The organism is Pseudomonas sp. CC120222-01a, from assembly GCF_003097235.1.
In the GTDB taxonomy this organism is placed as follows: domain Bacteria; phylum Pseudomonadota; class Gammaproteobacteria; order Pseudomonadales; family Pseudomonadaceae; genus Aquipseudomonas.
The window spans coordinates 20,134-35,352 of record NZ_QEQQ01000011.1; the positions used below are offsets into that span (position 1 = coordinate 20,134).

16 protein-coding genes are annotated in these 15,219 nt (G+C 63.1%); 7 read left to right on the plus strand and 9 right to left on the minus strand.

What is annotated here, in order from left to right; translation table 11 throughout:
- Positions 1–29 precede the first annotated feature (29 nt).
- Positions 30–848, minus strand: a complete 819-nt coding sequence (cysQ, locus tag N430_RS15395; RefSeq protein WP_110637845.1) for a 3'(2'),5'-bisphosphate nucleotidase CysQ — start codon at positions 846–848, stop codon at positions 30–32.
- A complete protein-coding gene (gene nudE, locus N430_RS15400; RefSeq protein ID WP_110637846.1) occupies positions 845–1,411 on the minus strand; it encodes an ADP compounds hydrolase NudE in 567 nt (188 codons plus the stop codon). The genes cysQ and nudE overlap by 4 nt, the downstream gene beginning before the upstream one ends.
- Before the next feature lie 64 nt (positions 1,412–1,475).
- Here nudE and yrfG point away from each other — a divergent pair, with 64 nt between their 5' ends.
- Positions 1,476–2,138, plus strand: a complete 663-nt coding sequence (gene yrfG / locus N430_RS15405; protein WP_110637847.1) for a GMP/IMP nucleotidase — start codon at positions 1,476–1,478, stop codon at positions 2,136–2,138.
- 84 nt (positions 2,139–2,222) lie between these two features.
- On the opposite strand, the gene lysM is transcribed toward yrfG, so the two are convergent.
- The gene (gene lysM, locus N430_RS15415; RefSeq protein WP_110637849.1) at positions 2,223–2,660 is read right to left on the minus strand and encodes a peptidoglycan-binding protein LysM; all 438 of its coding nucleotides are present in this window, start codon (positions 2,658–2,660) and stop codon (positions 2,223–2,225) included.
- A 178-nt stretch (positions 2,661–2,838) separates the two neighbouring features.
- Between lysM and fdhD the strand changes: the two genes are divergently transcribed.
- The 3 genes from fdhD to N430_RS15430 all read left to right on the plus strand — a co-directional run bounded on the left by fdhD (position 2,839) and on the right by N430_RS15430 (position 6,710).
- A complete protein-coding gene (fdhD, locus tag N430_RS15420) occupies positions 2,839–3,669 on the plus strand; it encodes a formate dehydrogenase accessory sulfurtransferase FdhD (RefSeq protein WP_110637850.1) in 831 nt (276 codons plus the stop codon).
- Between the two features lie 5 nt (positions 3,670–3,674).
- Positions 3,675–6,020: an FdhF/YdeP family oxidoreductase gene (locus tag N430_RS15425; RefSeq protein ID WP_110637851.1), complete on the plus strand. Its 2,346-nt coding sequence runs from the start codon at positions 3,675–3,677 to the stop codon at positions 6,018–6,020.
- Positions 6,021–6,233: 213 nt separating this feature from the next.
- A complete protein-coding gene (locus N430_RS15430) occupies positions 6,234–6,710 on the plus strand; it encodes a glycine zipper domain-containing protein (protein ID WP_110637852.1) in 477 nt (158 codons plus the stop codon).
- 56 nt (positions 6,711–6,766) lie between these two features.
- On the opposite strand, the gene N430_RS15435 is transcribed toward N430_RS15430, so the two are convergent.
- The 3 genes from N430_RS15435 to hslO all read right to left on the minus strand — a co-directional run bounded on the left by N430_RS15435 (position 6,767) and on the right by hslO (position 10,059).
- Positions 6,767–7,207 carry a thioesterase family protein gene (locus N430_RS15435; protein WP_110637853.1) on the minus strand — a complete coding sequence of 147 codons (441 nt, stop codon included), beginning with the start codon at positions 7,205–7,207 and terminating at the stop codon, positions 6,767–6,769.
- Positions 7,208–7,438: 231 nt separating this feature from the next.
- Positions 7,439–8,980 carry a phosphoenolpyruvate carboxykinase gene (locus tag N430_RS15445; RefSeq protein WP_110637854.1) on the minus strand — a complete coding sequence of 514 codons (1,542 nt, stop codon included), beginning with the start codon at positions 8,978–8,980 and terminating at the stop codon, positions 7,439–7,441.
- A gap of 179 nt (positions 8,981–9,159) precedes the next feature.
- Positions 9,160–10,059 (minus strand): Hsp33 family molecular chaperone HslO, encoded by a 900-nt coding sequence (gene hslO, locus N430_RS15450; protein WP_085678662.1) that lies wholly within the window; start codon positions 10,057–10,059, stop codon positions 9,160–9,162.
- Between the two features lie 119 nt (positions 10,060–10,178).
- Between hslO and N430_RS15455 the strand changes: the two genes are divergently transcribed.
- Positions 10,179–10,973: a phosphatase PAP2 family protein gene (locus N430_RS15455; protein WP_110637855.1), complete on the plus strand. Its 795-nt coding sequence runs from the start codon at positions 10,179–10,181 to the stop codon at positions 10,971–10,973.
- A gap of 112 nt (positions 10,974–11,085) precedes the next feature.
- Here N430_RS15455 and N430_RS15460 read toward each other — a convergent pair whose 3' ends face one another.
- The gene (locus N430_RS15460) at positions 11,086–11,487 is read right to left on the minus strand and encodes an RNA-binding S4 domain-containing protein (protein ID WP_110637856.1); all 402 of its coding nucleotides are present in this window, start codon (positions 11,485–11,487) and stop codon (positions 11,086–11,088) included.
- Between the two features lie 109 nt (positions 11,488–11,596).
- Here N430_RS15460 and N430_RS15465 point away from each other — a divergent pair, with 109 nt between their 5' ends.
- Together N430_RS15465 and rimK are read left to right on the plus strand one after the other, a co-directional pair.
- On the plus strand, positions 11,597–12,079 hold the full coding sequence (locus tag N430_RS15465; protein ID WP_110637857.1) for an ATP-dependent zinc protease: 483 nt from the start codon (positions 11,597–11,599) through the stop codon (positions 12,077–12,079).
- Positions 12,076–12,981 (plus strand): 30S ribosomal protein S6--L-glutamate ligase, encoded by a 906-nt coding sequence (rimK, locus tag N430_RS15470; RefSeq protein WP_103448592.1) that lies wholly within the window; start codon positions 12,076–12,078, stop codon positions 12,979–12,981. The genes N430_RS15465 and rimK overlap by 4 nt, the downstream gene beginning before the upstream one ends.
- A gap of 58 nt (positions 12,982–13,039) precedes the next feature.
- Here the strand turns inward: rimK and N430_RS15475 are convergent, their stop codons facing one another.
- Together N430_RS15475 and ompR are read right to left on the minus strand one after the other, a co-directional pair.
- Positions 13,040–14,353, minus strand: coding sequence for an ATP-binding protein (locus N430_RS15475; protein WP_103448591.1), 1,314 nt, complete (start codon positions 14,351–14,353; stop codon positions 13,040–13,042).
- A gap of 13 nt (positions 14,354–14,366) precedes the next feature.
- Entirely contained in the window at positions 14,367–15,107 is a 741-nt protein-coding gene (ompR, locus tag N430_RS15480) for a two-component system response regulator OmpR (protein ID WP_085273867.1), read from the minus strand.
- Positions 15,108–15,219 lie beyond the last annotated feature (112 nt).

Here is a 15,219-nt window from a genome sequence, read left to right on the forward strand (position 1 = left end):
CTCCCACAAGGACAGTGATCGGCTCGAAGTCAGATCAGGCTCAGGAACGCCTGGCGCCAGGCAGCCTTGGCAGGCAACGCCAGGAAGAACGGGTTGAGCAGCGATTCACGGGCCGGGTAGCGGAAAGGCTGGCCATCCACTTCGATTACCTCGCCCCCGGCACCTTCCAGCACACCCTGCGCCGCCGCCGTGTCCCACTGCGAAGTCGGCGCCAGGCGCGGGTAGCAGTCGGCGCTGCCTTCGGCCAGCAGGCAGAATTTCAGCGAGCTGCCGATATTGGCCAATTCCAGTTCACCCACGGCAGCACCCAGGCCAGTCAGCAGCGCCTCCTGTTGCGGGCTGGAATGACGACGGCTGGCCACCACGGTGAAGCGGCCACCGGCAGGCGGCGCATTGCGTACCTGCACAGGCTGCGCCTCGGCCGCCGCTTCAGAGCGCCAGGCGCCGAAGCCGCGGCCACCGAAATAGCAGCGCCCGTTGGTCGGCATAGACACCACGCCGAACACCACCTCGCCATTCTCGACCAGCGCGATGTTGACGGTGAATTCCTCACTGCCGGCAATGAACTCCTTGGTGCCGTCAAGCGGGTCAACCAGCCACCAGCGGCTCCAGCCCTGGCGCTCGGCCAGCGGAATATTGCAGTCCTCTTCGGAGAGCACCGGAATCTGCGGCGCCAGCGCCAGCAAGCCATCGGCGATGACCCGATGCGCCGCCAGGTCAGCGGCCGTCACCGGCGAATCGTCGGCCTTGTTGGTCACCGCCACGTCGGCGCGCCAGAACGGCAGGATGGCTTCGCCTGCCAATTGGGCAAGCTTGACCACTTCGTGCATCAGTTGCAGGTCGTTCATGCTTCGAGCAGCCCCCGCTGGATCAACAGGTCACGGGCCAGGTACAGCGCCGCCAACGCCCGCCCTTCAGTGAACTGCGGGTGCATGGCCAGGGCCGAAAGTTCGCGCAGGTTGACCTTGTCGACCCGCATCGGCTCCGGTTCGTCGCCCTCCAGGCGCTCCTCGTAGAGGTCGCTGGCCAGGACCACCTGGATTTTCTGGCTCATGTATCCAGGCGACAGCGACAGCTCGGTCAGGTGCTCCAGCTGGCGAGCACCAAAGCCCGCTTCTTCCTTGAGTTCGCGATCAGCGGCGGCCAGCACGTCCTCACCCGGTTCGATCAGCCCTTTGGGCAGCGACAGCTCATATTCGTCGGTGCCGCCGCAGTATTCCTCCACCAGCACCGCGTGCTCGGCGTCGAGCATGGCCACGATCATCACCGCGCCGTAGCCGTTGCCACGGCCGACCAGGCGTTCATAGGTGCGCTCGGTGCCATTGCTGAAGCGCAGTTGCACGGCCTCGACCCGGAACAGGCGGCTGCTGGCGACGATCTCGCGACTGAGGACGGTGGGTTTCTGGCGCATGGGGCAGCTCCTTGGCGTGAACGGGTTACTATACCGTGGCTTGCCGACTGATCGAGAGTTTCCCATGCCTGTTCTTCCCTGGTCTGCCATTGATACCGTCCTGTTGGACATGGACGGCACCCTGCTCGACCTGCACTACGACAACCGCTTCTGGCTCGACCACCTGCCCCAGCGCTACGCCGAGCTGCATGGGGTCAGCCGGGCCATGGCGGAAATGGAGCTGCAGCCACTGTTCGAGCGCAACGCTGGCACCCTCAACTGGTACTGCCTGGACTTCTGGAGCCGCGAGCTGAACCTGCCGATTCGCGAACTCAAGCGCGAAATCGCCGACCTGATCGCCCTGCGGCCCGATGCCGACACGTTCCTGGCGGCGATCCGCAAGGCCGGCAAGCGCGTGGTGATGATCACCAATGCCCACCGCGATTCGCTATCGCTGAAGCTGGAGCGGGTGGAACTGGCGCCGTACTTCGAGCGGTTGATCAGCTCGCACGATTACGGCTACCCGAAGGAAAACCCGCAGTTCTGGGACGCCTTGAAGGCAGATATCGGTTTTGACCCGCAGCGCAGCCTGTTCATCGATGACACCCTGGCCATCCTGCGCGGTGCGCGGCGCTTTGGTGTGGGGCATCTGCTGGCGGTGCGCCAGCCGGATAGCAAGGCGCAGCCGCGCGATACCGAGGAGTTCGCGGCGGTCGAGGACTACCGGGCGTTGCTGGTAGGCCTGTGAGGGCCTTTTCGCGGGCACGCCCGCTCCCACAGAGGATCGCAATCTTCTGTGGGAGCGGGCGTGCCCGCGAAGCTGCCATGCAGATCAGTCAGGAATACGCAGCACCTGCCCCGGATAGATCTTGTCCGGATGCTTGAGCATCGGCTTGTTGGCCTCGAATATCTTGTTGTAATCGGCCTTGCCATACGCGACCACAGCAATCGCTGACAGCGTGTCGCCCTTTTTCACGGTGACGAACCTTGCCGCCGCCACGACCGGCCCGGTCACGGTGATCTGGTCATCAACGCCGGCCACCCCTTCGATGTTGCCAGCAGCAAGAATGATCTTCTCTTTCTCCTCCTGGCTGGCCACCTCGCCCTTGAGAATGACCTTGTCACCCTCTACAGTGGCCGAGATGTTCGGGTTGCCCAGGCCGACACTTTCCACGTGTTTCTTCAGCTGCTCCTCGGCATTGGCATTGCCTGGAGTCAGCAGGTCGATCAACTTCTCGCCGGCTTCCTTCACGAAACTGAACAGGCTCATGACGCGCTCCTTGTTGACGTAAACCTCGGAGCCAGGAGTCTAGGCCAGGATTGCCCTGCCCGCCCCTCTGCGACCAATCGACGCGGTCTATCAAGGCATAGACCCTAGCGATTAGACGCGACCGGCCCACAAGCCTAGGCTTGGTGCTATCAAACAGCCGCCGGTAGTCAGCCTCCCGATGCAAAGCAAACCTCCGGTCTGCGCGGCCTCCATGCCTCTGGCCTTGCCCGCCGCCAGCAACACCTACGACTACGTCCAGCTCAGCGATGGCGAACGCGCCTGTACGCCATTGGCCGAAGAAGTCGCCCTGGCCATTGCCTACAACGGCCTGAACCAGGCGGTGATGCTGGTCAGCCCCACCGACCTCGAAGACTTCGCGGTCGGTTTCAGCGTTGGCAGCGGCATCGTCGAAGGCACTGCGGAAATCTATGACCTGAAGCTTTCCGGCAGCGGCTCGGCGATGTATGCCGACCTGGAGATTTCCAGCCGAGCGTTCTGGAACCTGAAGAACCAGCGCCGTCAGCTGGCCGGTACCAGCGGCTGCGGCCTGTGCGGGGTGGAAGCGCTGGAACAGGCGCTGCCGGAACTGGCCGCACTGCCTGGCGCACCGTTGCCGCCAGCGCAGTGGCTGGCGGGCCTGCGCGATCGCATCGATGCGTTCACCCCGCTGGGCCAGCACTGCGGTGCTGTGCACGCCGCGCTGTTCATGAACGCCCAGGGCGAACTGCTGATGGGCCGCGAAGACATCGGCCGGCACAACGCCCTCGACAAACTGATCGGCGCCCTGCTGCGCCAAGGCATCGGCACCGAGGGCGGCCTGGCCATCGTCACCAGCCGCTGCAGCCTGGAGCTGATCCAGAAAGTGCTGCGCGCCGGCATCCAGACCCTGGTCAGCCTTTCGGCACCCACTGGCCTTGCCCTGCAATGGGCGCGCAAGCACAACCTCAACCTCATTCATCTGCCCAAACACAGTGCACCGCGGGTCTACAGCCCAGCGGCGGAGTCGTAACAGTCGTGACCTCGTACCAGCAACTCCCGGACAACGCCCCTGCCTCCACCCCTCGCTACCAGCCCTACCACGGCCCCGCCGGTGGTTGGGGCGCGCTGCGCAGCGTGGCCAAGGCCTGGGTCGGCAGCGACAACGCGCTGAAGAACATCCGCGCCCTGCTCAAGACCAACCAGAACGGCGGCTTCGACTGCCCCGGCTGCGCCTGGGGCGATTCGCCCGAAAGCGGCATGGTCAAGTTCTGCGAGAACGGTGCCAAGGCGGTCAACTGGGAGGCCACCAAACGCCGCGTCGATGCAGCGTTCTTCGCCCGCTACAGCGTCAGCGCTCTGCTGCAGCAGAGTGACTACTGGCTCGAGTACCAGGGCCGCCTGACCGAGCCGATGGTCTACGACCCACAGAGCGATCGCTACCAGCCGATCGCCTGGGATGCCGCCTACGCTCTGATCGCCCGTGAACTGAACAAGCTGGCCACGCCCGACCAGGCGGAGTTCTACACCTCTGGCCGGGCCAGCAACGAAGCGGCCTACCTGTATCAGCTGTTCGTGCGCGCCTACGGCACCAACAACTTCCCCGACTGCTCGAACATGTGCCACGAAGCCAGCGGCGTGGCCCTGGGTCAGAGCGTCGGGGTCGGCAAGGGCACGGTCACCTATGACGACTTCGAGCACGCCGATGCGATCTTCGTCTGGGGCCAGAACCCGGGCACCAACCACCCACGCATGCTCGACCCGTTGCGCGATGCGGTGAAGCGTGGCGCCCAAGTGGTCTGCGTCAACCCGCTCAAGGAGCGTGGCCTGGAACGCTTCCAGCACCCGCAGAACCCGCTGGAGATGCTGACCAACAGCGACCGCCCGACCAACACCGCCTTCTTCCGGCCCGCGCTGGGCGGCGACATGGCCCTGCTGCGTGGCATGGCCAAGTTCGTCGTGCAGTGGGAACGCGAAGCCCAGGCCAACGGCGAGCCGGCAGTCTTCGACCATGTGTTCATCGCCGAGCACGGCCATGGCGTGGAGGAATACCTGGCAGCGGTGGACGCCACCTCCTGGGAGCACATCCAGGCGCAATCCGGCCTGACGCTGGCCGACATCGAGCTGGCTGCGCGCATGTATTGCCGTGGCAAGCGGGTGATCATGTGCTGGGCGATGGGTATCACTCAGCACCGCCACTCGGTGCCGACGATCCAGGAAATCGTCAACCTGCAGATGCTGCGCGGCAACATTGGCGTGCCGGGCGCCGGCCTGTGCCCGGTGCGTGGCCATAGCAACGTGCAGGGCGACCGCACCATGGGCATCAACGAGCGCCCACCGGTGGCCCTGCTCGATGCCATCGAAAAGCGCTTCAACTTCCGGGTGCCACGGCACAACGGCCACAACACCGTCGAGGCGATCCACGCCATGCTCGATGGCCGTTCGAAAGTGTTCATCGGCCTTGGCGGCAACTTCGCCCAGGCCACCCCGGACACCGAACGCACCGCGCAGGCCCTGCGCAACTGCGAGCTCACCGTGCACATCAGCACCAAGCTCAACCGCAGCCATCTGATCCACGGCAAGCAAGCGTTGATCCTGCCATGCCTGGGCCGCACCGACATCGACCTGCAGGCCGACGGGCCGCAGGCCGTCACCGTGGAAGACTCGTTCAGCATGGTCCATGCCTCCAATGGCCAGCTCAAGCCGCTGTCGTCCCAGATGCGCTCGGAGCCTGCCGTGGTCGCCGGTATCGCGGCTGCCACCCTGGGCAAGCACCCAGTGGACTGGCACTGGCTGGTGGCCGATTACGCACGCATCCGCAACCTGATCGGCGACACCATTGCCGGCTTTGCCGACTTCAACCAGCGCCTGGCCCACCCCGGCGGTTTCTACCTGGGCAACAGCGCTGGCAGCCGTCAGTGGAAGACCACCACGGGCCGCGCCAACTTCAAGGCCAACCTGCTGCCCGACACCCTGATCGACGAACGCGTTCGGGCCAGCGGCCAGTTGCCAGACCTGATCATGCAATCGATGCGCTCCCACGATCAGTACAACACCACCATCTATGGCCTGGACGACCGCTACCGCGGCGTGCGCGGCCAACGTGACGTGCTGTTCGCCAACGAGGCCGACATCATCCGCCTGGGCTTCCAGCCTGGGCAGAAGGTCGACATCGTCTCGTTGTGGGGTGATGAACACGTGCGCCGTGTGCAGGGCTTCACATTGCTGGCCTTCGACATCCCTGCCGGGCAGGCGGCGGCGTACTATCCGGAAGTGAACCCGCTGATCCCGCTGGAAAGCATCGGCGACGGCAGCCATACGCCGACGTCCAAGTTCGTTGCCATCAAGCTGGAACGCGCCCGGGACGACGGCCGAATCCTGTAAGTAGAAACGCATCGGCAAATACGAAAAAAGCCCTGAACCGCGAGGTCCAGGGCTTTGTCACAATAAGCTCAGACAAGCGAAAAACGATAAAGTTTCATAGCAAATACAGCAACTTAGAGAATTGTGTACAACTCGTGTTACTCGTCGGATTTTCGTTGCCAGCCGCCCGCCTTCGCTGCAAATTCGCCTCGTCATCCCTATGAGGCTTTCTCGATGAAGAAGTACTCCTCGATTCTGTTGTTGTCTTTCAGCTTGCTCAGCGGCGTTGCCATGGCAGGCGGCACCACCGAGGCCGGCATTGGCGGCGCATTAGGTGGGGTACTGGGCTCTGTCGTGGGCCAGTCCATTGGCGGTAGCACCGGTGGCGCGATTGGCGCCGGCCTGGGTGGCGCCGCAGGCAGTGCCGTAGGCGCCAACAAGCACCAGCGTGGTGAAGCAGCCATCGGCGGTGCCCTGGGCGCTGCGGGCGGTAACGTGGTAGGTCGCTCGATGGGCGGCACCACCGGTAGCTACATCGGTGCGGCCGCAGGCGGCGGCGCTGGTGGCGCGCTGGGTAACTACATGGGCAACAAAGCCGATGAAGACGAACGCCATGACGACCGTCGCTACCGTCGTGACTACGACGACCGTCGCCACTATGACCGTGGCCGCCACTATGGCCACCGCAAGCACCGTCACTGGCGTGACTGATACCTGAGGCCTGGCCTGCGGGCAAAAAGAGCCCTGCCCTCACCGGCAGGGCTTTTTCATGCCTGCGGATTCAGCTGTAGCCCAGCCAGGATCACCCGCAACGCCTCGGGCAAAGGTACCGGCCTGCTGCTGGCGCGCTCAATGAATACCTGCACCACCGTCCCCGCCGCGCACGCATCGGTTTCCCCCGGGCGGTAAAGCGCCAGCCGGTACTCCACGGTACTGCCTGCCAGCCGTGTCACCCCCAGCCCCACCTCCAGCACATCCGGGAAGCCCGGCAAGGCGAAGAAGTCTGCCGCCGAACTCACCACGAACGCTGCCAGTTCACCATCACGCAGGTCCAGGTCGGCCTGTTCGGCGAGGAAGGCCTGGATGGCGGTTTCGAAGAAGCCATGTACGGTGGCACCGGCGATGTGGCCGTTGACGTCGTTGTCCTGGGGGCGGGTGAGGATTGGGTGGAAGTGGGAGAAGGCCGTGCGGCTGGGGGATTCGGTCATCTGGTAGGCCCGTGTCTTGGCAGTGGATGCAGACAGTGAAACAGAAATTCCAGATCTTGGGTGCCTGTAAGGGCCTCTTCGCGGGCAAGCCCGCTCCCACAGGTACCCCGCAAGGTTCGAAACCAACGCTTTCCTGTGGGAGCGGGCTTGCCCGCGAAGAGGCCGGCACAGGCAACAGATAACAAAAAAGCCGCCCAAGGGGGCGGCTTTCTCGTTACGGCTGGGCTCAGCTTACAGCTGTGGGCCAGCAGCCTTGATGGCGTCGGAAACTTCGAACTTCTTGAAGTTTTCGATGAACAGCTTGGCCAGGCCTTGGGCGGCCTCGTCGTAGGCAGCCTTGTCAGCCCAGGTGGCGCGTGGGTTGAGCAGCTCGGTGTCAACGCCCGGAACGGCCTTCGGCACGTCCAGGTTGATGATGTCCAGGTGCTCGGTTTCGGCGCCGACCAGAGCACCGCTCTGGATGGCAGCGATCACGCCACGGGTGGTCGGGATGCTGAAGCGCTTGCCAACGCCGTAGCCACCACCGGTCCAGCCGGTGTTGACCAGGTAGACCTTGGAACCGAAGGCCTTGATGCGTTTGATCAGCAGCTCGGCGTAGACGCCAGCCGGACGCGGGAAGAACGGTGCGCCGAAGCAGGTGGAGAAGGTCGACTTGATGCCGCCGCCCGAACCCATCTCGGTGGAACCAACCAGCGCGGTGTAGCCGGACAGGAAGTGGTAGGCCGCCTGTTCGTTGTTCAGGATCGAAACCGGCGGCAGAACGCCAGTCAGGTCGCAGGTCAGGAAGATGACTGCGTTCGGCTCACCGCCCAGGTTCTTCTCGGAAACCTTGGCGACGTGCTCCAGCGGGTAGGCGGCACGGCTGTTCTGGGTCAGGCTGACATCGGTGTAGTCAGCGTGCTTGGCATCGTTGATGACAACGTTTTCCAGCACTGCGCCATGTTTGATGGCTTTCCAGATGACCGGCTCGTTCTTCTCGGACAAGTCGATGCACTTGGCATAGCAGCCGCCTTCGATGTTGAAGACAACGCCTTCACCCCAACCGTGCTCGTCGTCACCGATCAGGTAACGGCTTTCATCGGCCGACAGGGTGGTCTTGCCAGTGCCGGACAGGCCGAAGAACAGGGTTACGTCGCCGGCTTCGCCGATGTTGGCGGCGCAGTGCATCGGCAGTACGTCGGCAGCCGGCAGCAGGAAGTTCTGCACCGAGAACATGGCTTTCTTCATTTCGCCGGCGTAACGCATGCCAGCGATCAACACCTTCTTCTGGGCGAAGTTGATGATGACGCAGCCATCGGAGTTGGTGCCGTCACGCTCTGGCACGCACTCGAAGTTGGCGACGTTCAGAACCTGCCACTGATCGCGGCCAGCTGGGTTGTACTGCTCCGGGTTGATGAACAGGCAACGGCCGAACAGGTTCTGCCAGGCAGTCTGGGTGGTCATCTTCACCGGCAGGTAGTGCTCGGCAGCGGACCCTACGTGAACGTAGGAAACGAAGTGATCCTGGGCGTTGTTGAACGCCTCGACGCGGTCCCACAGGGCATCGAACTTGTCGGCCGGGAACTTGCGGTTGATCGGGCCCCAGCCAATCTGGTCCTGGGTGGAAGGTTCTTCGACGATGAAACGGTCAGCCGGCGAGCGGCCAGTACGGTGGCCAGTTTCGACTACCAGTGCGCCAGTATCGGCCAGCACGCCTTCACCGCGGGACAGCGCTTCTTTAACCAGCTCATCGACGCTCAGGTCGGTGTACACGGTGTTGTTGGCTTGCGTCATGAGATACCCCATCCGGCCCGAGGCCGAGTGCTCCAAACGTTTTGTAGTTGTCTCGAAAAAACTACTACAGCGAAAAAAGTGGCCGGATTATGCCAGAAACGCCCAAAAAAAGTAGGCCCCTCCTGTCAGAACTGCTCTTTTGCGCAATTCGACAGGAGATTCCCCTGAAATTAAACGTTTCAGTGGCGAGTTTCTGACGCCGCTTCCGTGCCGCCACCGGCAAACAGTTGTGCAACATCACTGGCATCGAAGAAATAGCGCTGGTTACAGAACTGGCAATCGATCTCCACCGTACCACCGCACTCCTCGACCAGCGCCTTGGCATCGTGCTCGCCCAAACTGACCAACGCATTGCCGGAACGTTCGCGCGAGCAGCTGCACTTGAAGCGCAGCGGCTGGATGTCGAACAGGCGCACGGCGTCTTCGTGGTAGAGGCGGTGCAGCAGGGTTTCGTTGTCTTCCGACCACTCTTCGGGCTTGAGCGTCTTGGCCAGAGCAATCACGTGCTGCCAGCTGTCTTCGCGCTCTTCATCGTCCGGCTGGCGATCGCGCGGCAGTTGCTGCAGCAACAGGCCACGGGCCTTGCCGCCTTCGGCGTTGAGCCAGAAACGGGTGTTGAGCTGCTGCGACTGCACGAAGTAATTAGTGAAGCACTCCGACAGGTTGGCACCGTCGAGGTCAACGGTGCCCTGGTAACGCTGGCCTTTGACCGGGTCGATGGTCAGGGTCAGGTGGCCACCTGGCATCAACTGCTCCAGGGTGGCATCGGCCGGGATCTGCTCCGCTTCATAGCGAGCCATTCCGCGGATGTCGCGCTCGCCCGAGCATTCGACCATCAGCAGCGGGATCGGCCCTTCGGACCGCGCCTGCAGAATCAGCAGGCCGTCGAACTTCAGCGCGCCCACCAGCAAGGCGGTGGCGGCCATCAGTTCGCCAAGGAGTGCCTGCACCGGCTGCGGGTACTCATGACGCGCCAGCACCGCCGCGTAGCTGTCATCGAGAGACACCCACTCGCCGCGCACATCGCGCTCGTCGAAGATGAAACGTTGGGTGAAATCGGTATCAGGCAAATCGCTCATAGGTTTTGGCTATCTAAAAATGATGACAAAATGGTTACACGGGATGTCGAACCACTGCGAGATCCCGTGGTAGAGCGCTCACGAGGCGCTCTGATTCCTGTTTGCAATAGAGGTATTCTATGGACAATCGACCACTGTTCCAAGCAAGGTGGTCCTTGGGGCCATTGGCAGCCTGTACGCTGCTTCCCATCGCTCTACTGTGTTTCTGGTTATGGCCTATTGGCCAGATCCTGTGCCTGACTTTCGACGAGTGGCTATTCCATAGCCTCAACACGCCACTGGCCGACCACACGGCCTGGCGCTACATCTGGACCGTCGGCAGCCTGCGCCCCTTCGACATCGTCGTCGGCCTGACCCTTCTGGCCGTGCTGATCCGTGGCAATTGGGTGTTCAAGGCCAGCCAGGTTCGTGAAGCCTTCTTTGGCTTTCTGGTCACGCTGCTCCTATTAGTGGTGATTCGCGCGCTGTTTTCCAAGTGGGTGGATGCAATGGGTTGGCAACATGACAGTCCATCGATGGTGTTCGACCACGTGGTGCACCTCAGCAGCTACTACCCGAACCTGGAAAAAGCCTGGGAGCTGAAGGACCGCTCCAGCAACAGTTTCCCGGGCGATCACGCCTCGGTGCTGCTGATCTGGGCCTTGTTCATGAGCCTGTTCAGCCGCCGCCTGGTGCAGCACCTGGTGATCTGGGGCCTGGCGTTCCTGTTCATGATGCCGCGGCTGGTGGCCGGAGCGCACTGGGGGCAGGACGATTATATCGGCGGCTTGCTGATGGCAGTGCTGGCGTTGGGCTGGAGTTGCCATACCCCGTTGGCGGCCAAGGGCAGTGCCTTGCTGCTGCGCTGGACGGCACCGCTGTTTGCCATTGCCAAGAAGTTACCGTTGGTCGGGCGACTGGCGGTAATCCGCTAGATCGCTGGGGCTGCTTTGCAGCCCTTTCGCGACACAAGGCCGCTCCTACAGGGGTTTGCGCGCACCTGTAGGAGCGGCCTTGTGTCGCGAAAGGGCCGCACAGCGGCCCCGGCTATTCAAAGCCCCCATGCAGCTGGTGAATCTGCCGCCGCTGCTTCTTGTTCGGCCGGCCATCGGTGGTCACCCCCATGGCCCCCGCCTTGCGCATCTCGGCCGCCTGCTCGCGGCGGCGCACACTTTCCTCCGTCTCTTCATACAGCGTCTGCGCTTCCGGCGCCCCACGCCGCACGATCGACAGTGCCTTGACCACCACCGTGCGCTCGTCGAACCCGGTGCGCAACACGAACTCATCGCCCACCCGCGGTTCCTTGCCCGGCTTGCAGCGCTCACCCCGGCAATGCACCTTGCCGCTCTCGATCGCCGCCTTGGCCAGTGCGCGGGTCTTGTAGAACCGCGCCGCCCACAGCCATTTGTCTAGGCGGACCTTGTCGTCGTCCTCGGCTTTTTGTGCCATCTCGTTTCCTCGAATTCTGTCTTTCATCGAACTGTACTACCGTAACTGACGGATGCAAAAAGTCCCCGCCGTGCTTACAGTTCACCACCTTATCCGCAGGGTGTGCTTCGTGAAGAAATTTGACCATCTGACAGTGATCGGCCTGCGTGAGTGGGTCGCCCTGCCCGACCTCGGCGTGGCGGGCCTGCGCGCCAAGATCGACACCGGCGCCAGCACCTCCAGCCTGCATGCCACCGAAGTCGAGCCGTTCGAGCGTGACGGCCAAACCTGGGTACGCTTCACCGCCCACCTCGGCTCGGTGGTGCAACTGCGCCACCGCCGCTGTGAAGCGCCGCTGGTGACCATGAAGACCATCAAGAGCTCCAACGGCCAGGCGCAGACCCGTTACGTGATCCGCACCACGCTGGCCTTGGGCGATGCAGTCTGGCAAGTCGAGTTCACCCTGGCCTGTCGCAAGAACATGCGCTATCGCCTGCTGTTGGGCTCCAAGGCGCTGATACACGGCCAGCTGGTGGTCAACCCCGGCCTGAAATACGTACAAGACAAACCGGCCTATCCGGCCACCCTCTCCCCTGTCACAGGTGCTGCATGAAGATCGCTGTGCTGTCGCGCAATCCGCGTCTGTATTCCACCCGCCGTCTGGTCGAAGCTGGTACCCAGCGGGGCCATGAAATGGTGGTGATCGACACCCTGCGGGCCTACATGAACATCGCCAGCCACAAGCCGCAGATCCACTACCGCGGCAAGCCGCTGGAGGGCTTCGATGCGGTGATCCCGCGCATCGGTGCCTCAGTGACCTTCTACGGCTGCGCGGTGCTGCGCCAGTTCGAAATGATGGGCGTGTACCCGCTCAACGAGTCGGTGGCGATCGCTCGCTCACGTGACAAGCTGCGCTCACTGCAACTGCTGTCGCGTCGCGGTATCGGCCTGCCGATTACCGGTTTCGCCCATTCGCCGGACGACATCCCCGACCTGATCCAGATGGTCAATGGCGCGCCGCTGGTGATCAAGGTGCTGGAAGGCACCCAAGGCATCGGCGTTGTGCTGTGCGAAACCACCAAGGCCGCCGAGTCGGTGATCGAGGCGTTCATGGGGCTGAAGCAGAACATCATGGTTCAGGAGTACATCAAGGAGGCAGGGGGTGCGGATATCCGCTGCTTCGTGGTGGGCGACAAGGTGATTGCCTCGATGAAGCGCCAGGCCAAGCCCGGGGAGTTCCGCTCCAACCTGCACCGCGGCGGGGTGGCCAGCCTGATCAAGATCACCCCCGAAGAGCGCATGACGGCCATTCGTGCCGCCAAGGTGATGGGGCTGAGCGTGGCGGGCGTGGATATCCTGCGCTCGAACCACGGGCCATTGGTGATGGAAGTGAACTCGTCGCCTGGGCTGGAAGGCATCGAAACGACCACCGGCAAGAACGTGGCCGCGATGATCATCGAGCACCTGGAGAAGAATGGCGGACCGAATCAGACCCGCACCAAAGGCAAAGGCTGATTCAAGCCTGCACCGGCCTCTGTGGGAGCGGCTTTAGCCGCGAAGAGGCCGGTGCACCTCACACCGCATTACGCGGCAGCAGCAATCCCAACGGCAAGCGCACTCGCGCCTCGATACCGCCACCGGACCGGTTGCGCAACTCGACATTGCCGCCATGCTGCGCCGCAATCCGCTTGACGATCGCCAAGCCCAACCCGGTCCCCTTGCCCCCACGGGCACGGTCCCCGCGAATGAACGGATTGAAGATGGTTTCCAGCTCCGATTCGTCGATCCCGGTCCCGCGGTCCAGCACGCTTAGCACCACATACGGCGCGCTCTCGTCCCCAGACACATAAGCCGCCACCTCGACGCCCTTGCCTGCGTGATGCAGGGCATTGCCGATCAGGTTGCCGAGCATGCGCTTGAGCGAAACCCTGCGCAGCGGGAACGGCGGAATCGGCTCCAGGCACAGGCGCACTCGTTCTTCCGGTTGGTTATAGGGCGCCACCACTTCGCGCACCAGGTCGGCCAGGTCGACCTCTTCGACCGGCTCGTCCCGCCCATCGCGAATAAAGGCGAGGAACTGGTCGAGAATCGCGTCCATGTCCTCGATGTCGCGGACCATGTCGTCACTCAGTTCGTTGTCGCTGTTCAATAGCGACAGCGACAGCCGAAGGCGTGTCAGCGGTGTACGCAGGTCATGGGAAACCCCTGCCAGCATCAGCTCCCGCTCACGACCGGCCTGTTCGACATCTTCGGCCATCTGGTTGAAGGCGCGATAAACCTCGGTCATCTCGCTGGGCGTGTCGCTGATTGGCAGGCGCACACTGCGCCCCTGGCCTACCTGCCGGGCGGCGAATACCAGGCGCTTCAACGGCTGGTTTAGCTGGCGCACGAAGATCCAAGCCGAGGCGGTGGACAGCAGACCGATGGCCAGGAACCAGCCCAGCACGTTCCAGATTTTCTGCCCACGCAACGGGTGTGGGTACAACGGCACCTTGAGCCAGCCCGGGCCCAGGCTCGGTGCGTTCACCCACAGCGCTGGCGGCGCATGGATGCGCAGGCGTACCTCGGTGTCTTCGCCCAGCTCGGCCTGCATCTGCCGCTGGTAGATCTCGCTGTAAGGCCAGTGCTGCTCACCCTCCGGCACGCCGGAACCGGTAACCCGGATCAGCCCTGCAGCCTCGGCGATCTTGTCGCGGTTTTCTTCATCCGCCGCCCAATAGGCGCGCAGGGTCAGCGCCACACCGTGGCTGTACTGCCGATCGACCAGCACGTCCTCGTTCATCAACAGGTAGACCAGCGTCAGTGCCTTGGAGAACAGGACAACGATCAGCACCAGCCACAGGGTGCGGGCAAAGAAGCTTTGCGGGAACCAGAGCGGCGTTTTCATCGACGACGAGGCATCATTTGCCAGCGTTTCCGTCTGGTACGAACACGTAGCCAACGCCCCAGACCGTCTGGATGTAGCGTGGCTTGGACGGGTCCGGTTCAATCATGCGGCGCAGACGCGAGATCTGTACGTCGATGGAACGCTCAAGCGCATCCCACTCGCGGCCACGGGCCAGGTTCATCAGCTTGTCGCGGGTCAGCGGCTCGCGGGCATGCATCACCAGTGCCTTGAGCACGGCGAACTCGCCGGTGGTGAGCATGTGCACTTCGTCGCCACGCTTGAGTTCGCGGGTAGCCAGCGACAGCTCGTAGTCGCCGAAGGTGACCGACTCGTCCTCGCTGCCCGGGGCACCCGGCACGCTCGGCGCCTGGCGGCGCAGCACGGCCTTGACCCGCGCCATCAGCTCGTCCGGGTTGAACGGCTTGCCCAGGTAGTCGTCAGCGCCCAGCTCAAGGCCCTTGATGCGGCTGAGCTCGTCACCCTTGGCGGTGAGCATGATGATCGGGATCTGGTTGTTCGACTGGCGCAGGCGCTTGCAGGCGGACAGGCCGTCTTCGCCTGGCAGCATCAAATCGAGCACCACCAGGTTGAACACTTCGCGCGCCAGCAGGCGGTCCATCTGTTCGGTGTTGGGCACCGCACGGGCGCGGTAGCCCTTGCTGGTGAAGAAACGTTCCAGCAGGCTGCTGAGCCCCGGATCGTCGTCGACGATGAGAATCTTGTCACCTTCAGCGGTGTTTGCGGTGCCGGTCATGAATAACTCCTCTGATATCGCCGCGCATTATGGCGTAGCCATTGCTGCACGTTGCGTGAGCATTGTTAGCAGATTTTTCCCCGGGCGCCAGTTCCGACTGGCCGGGCGCCAT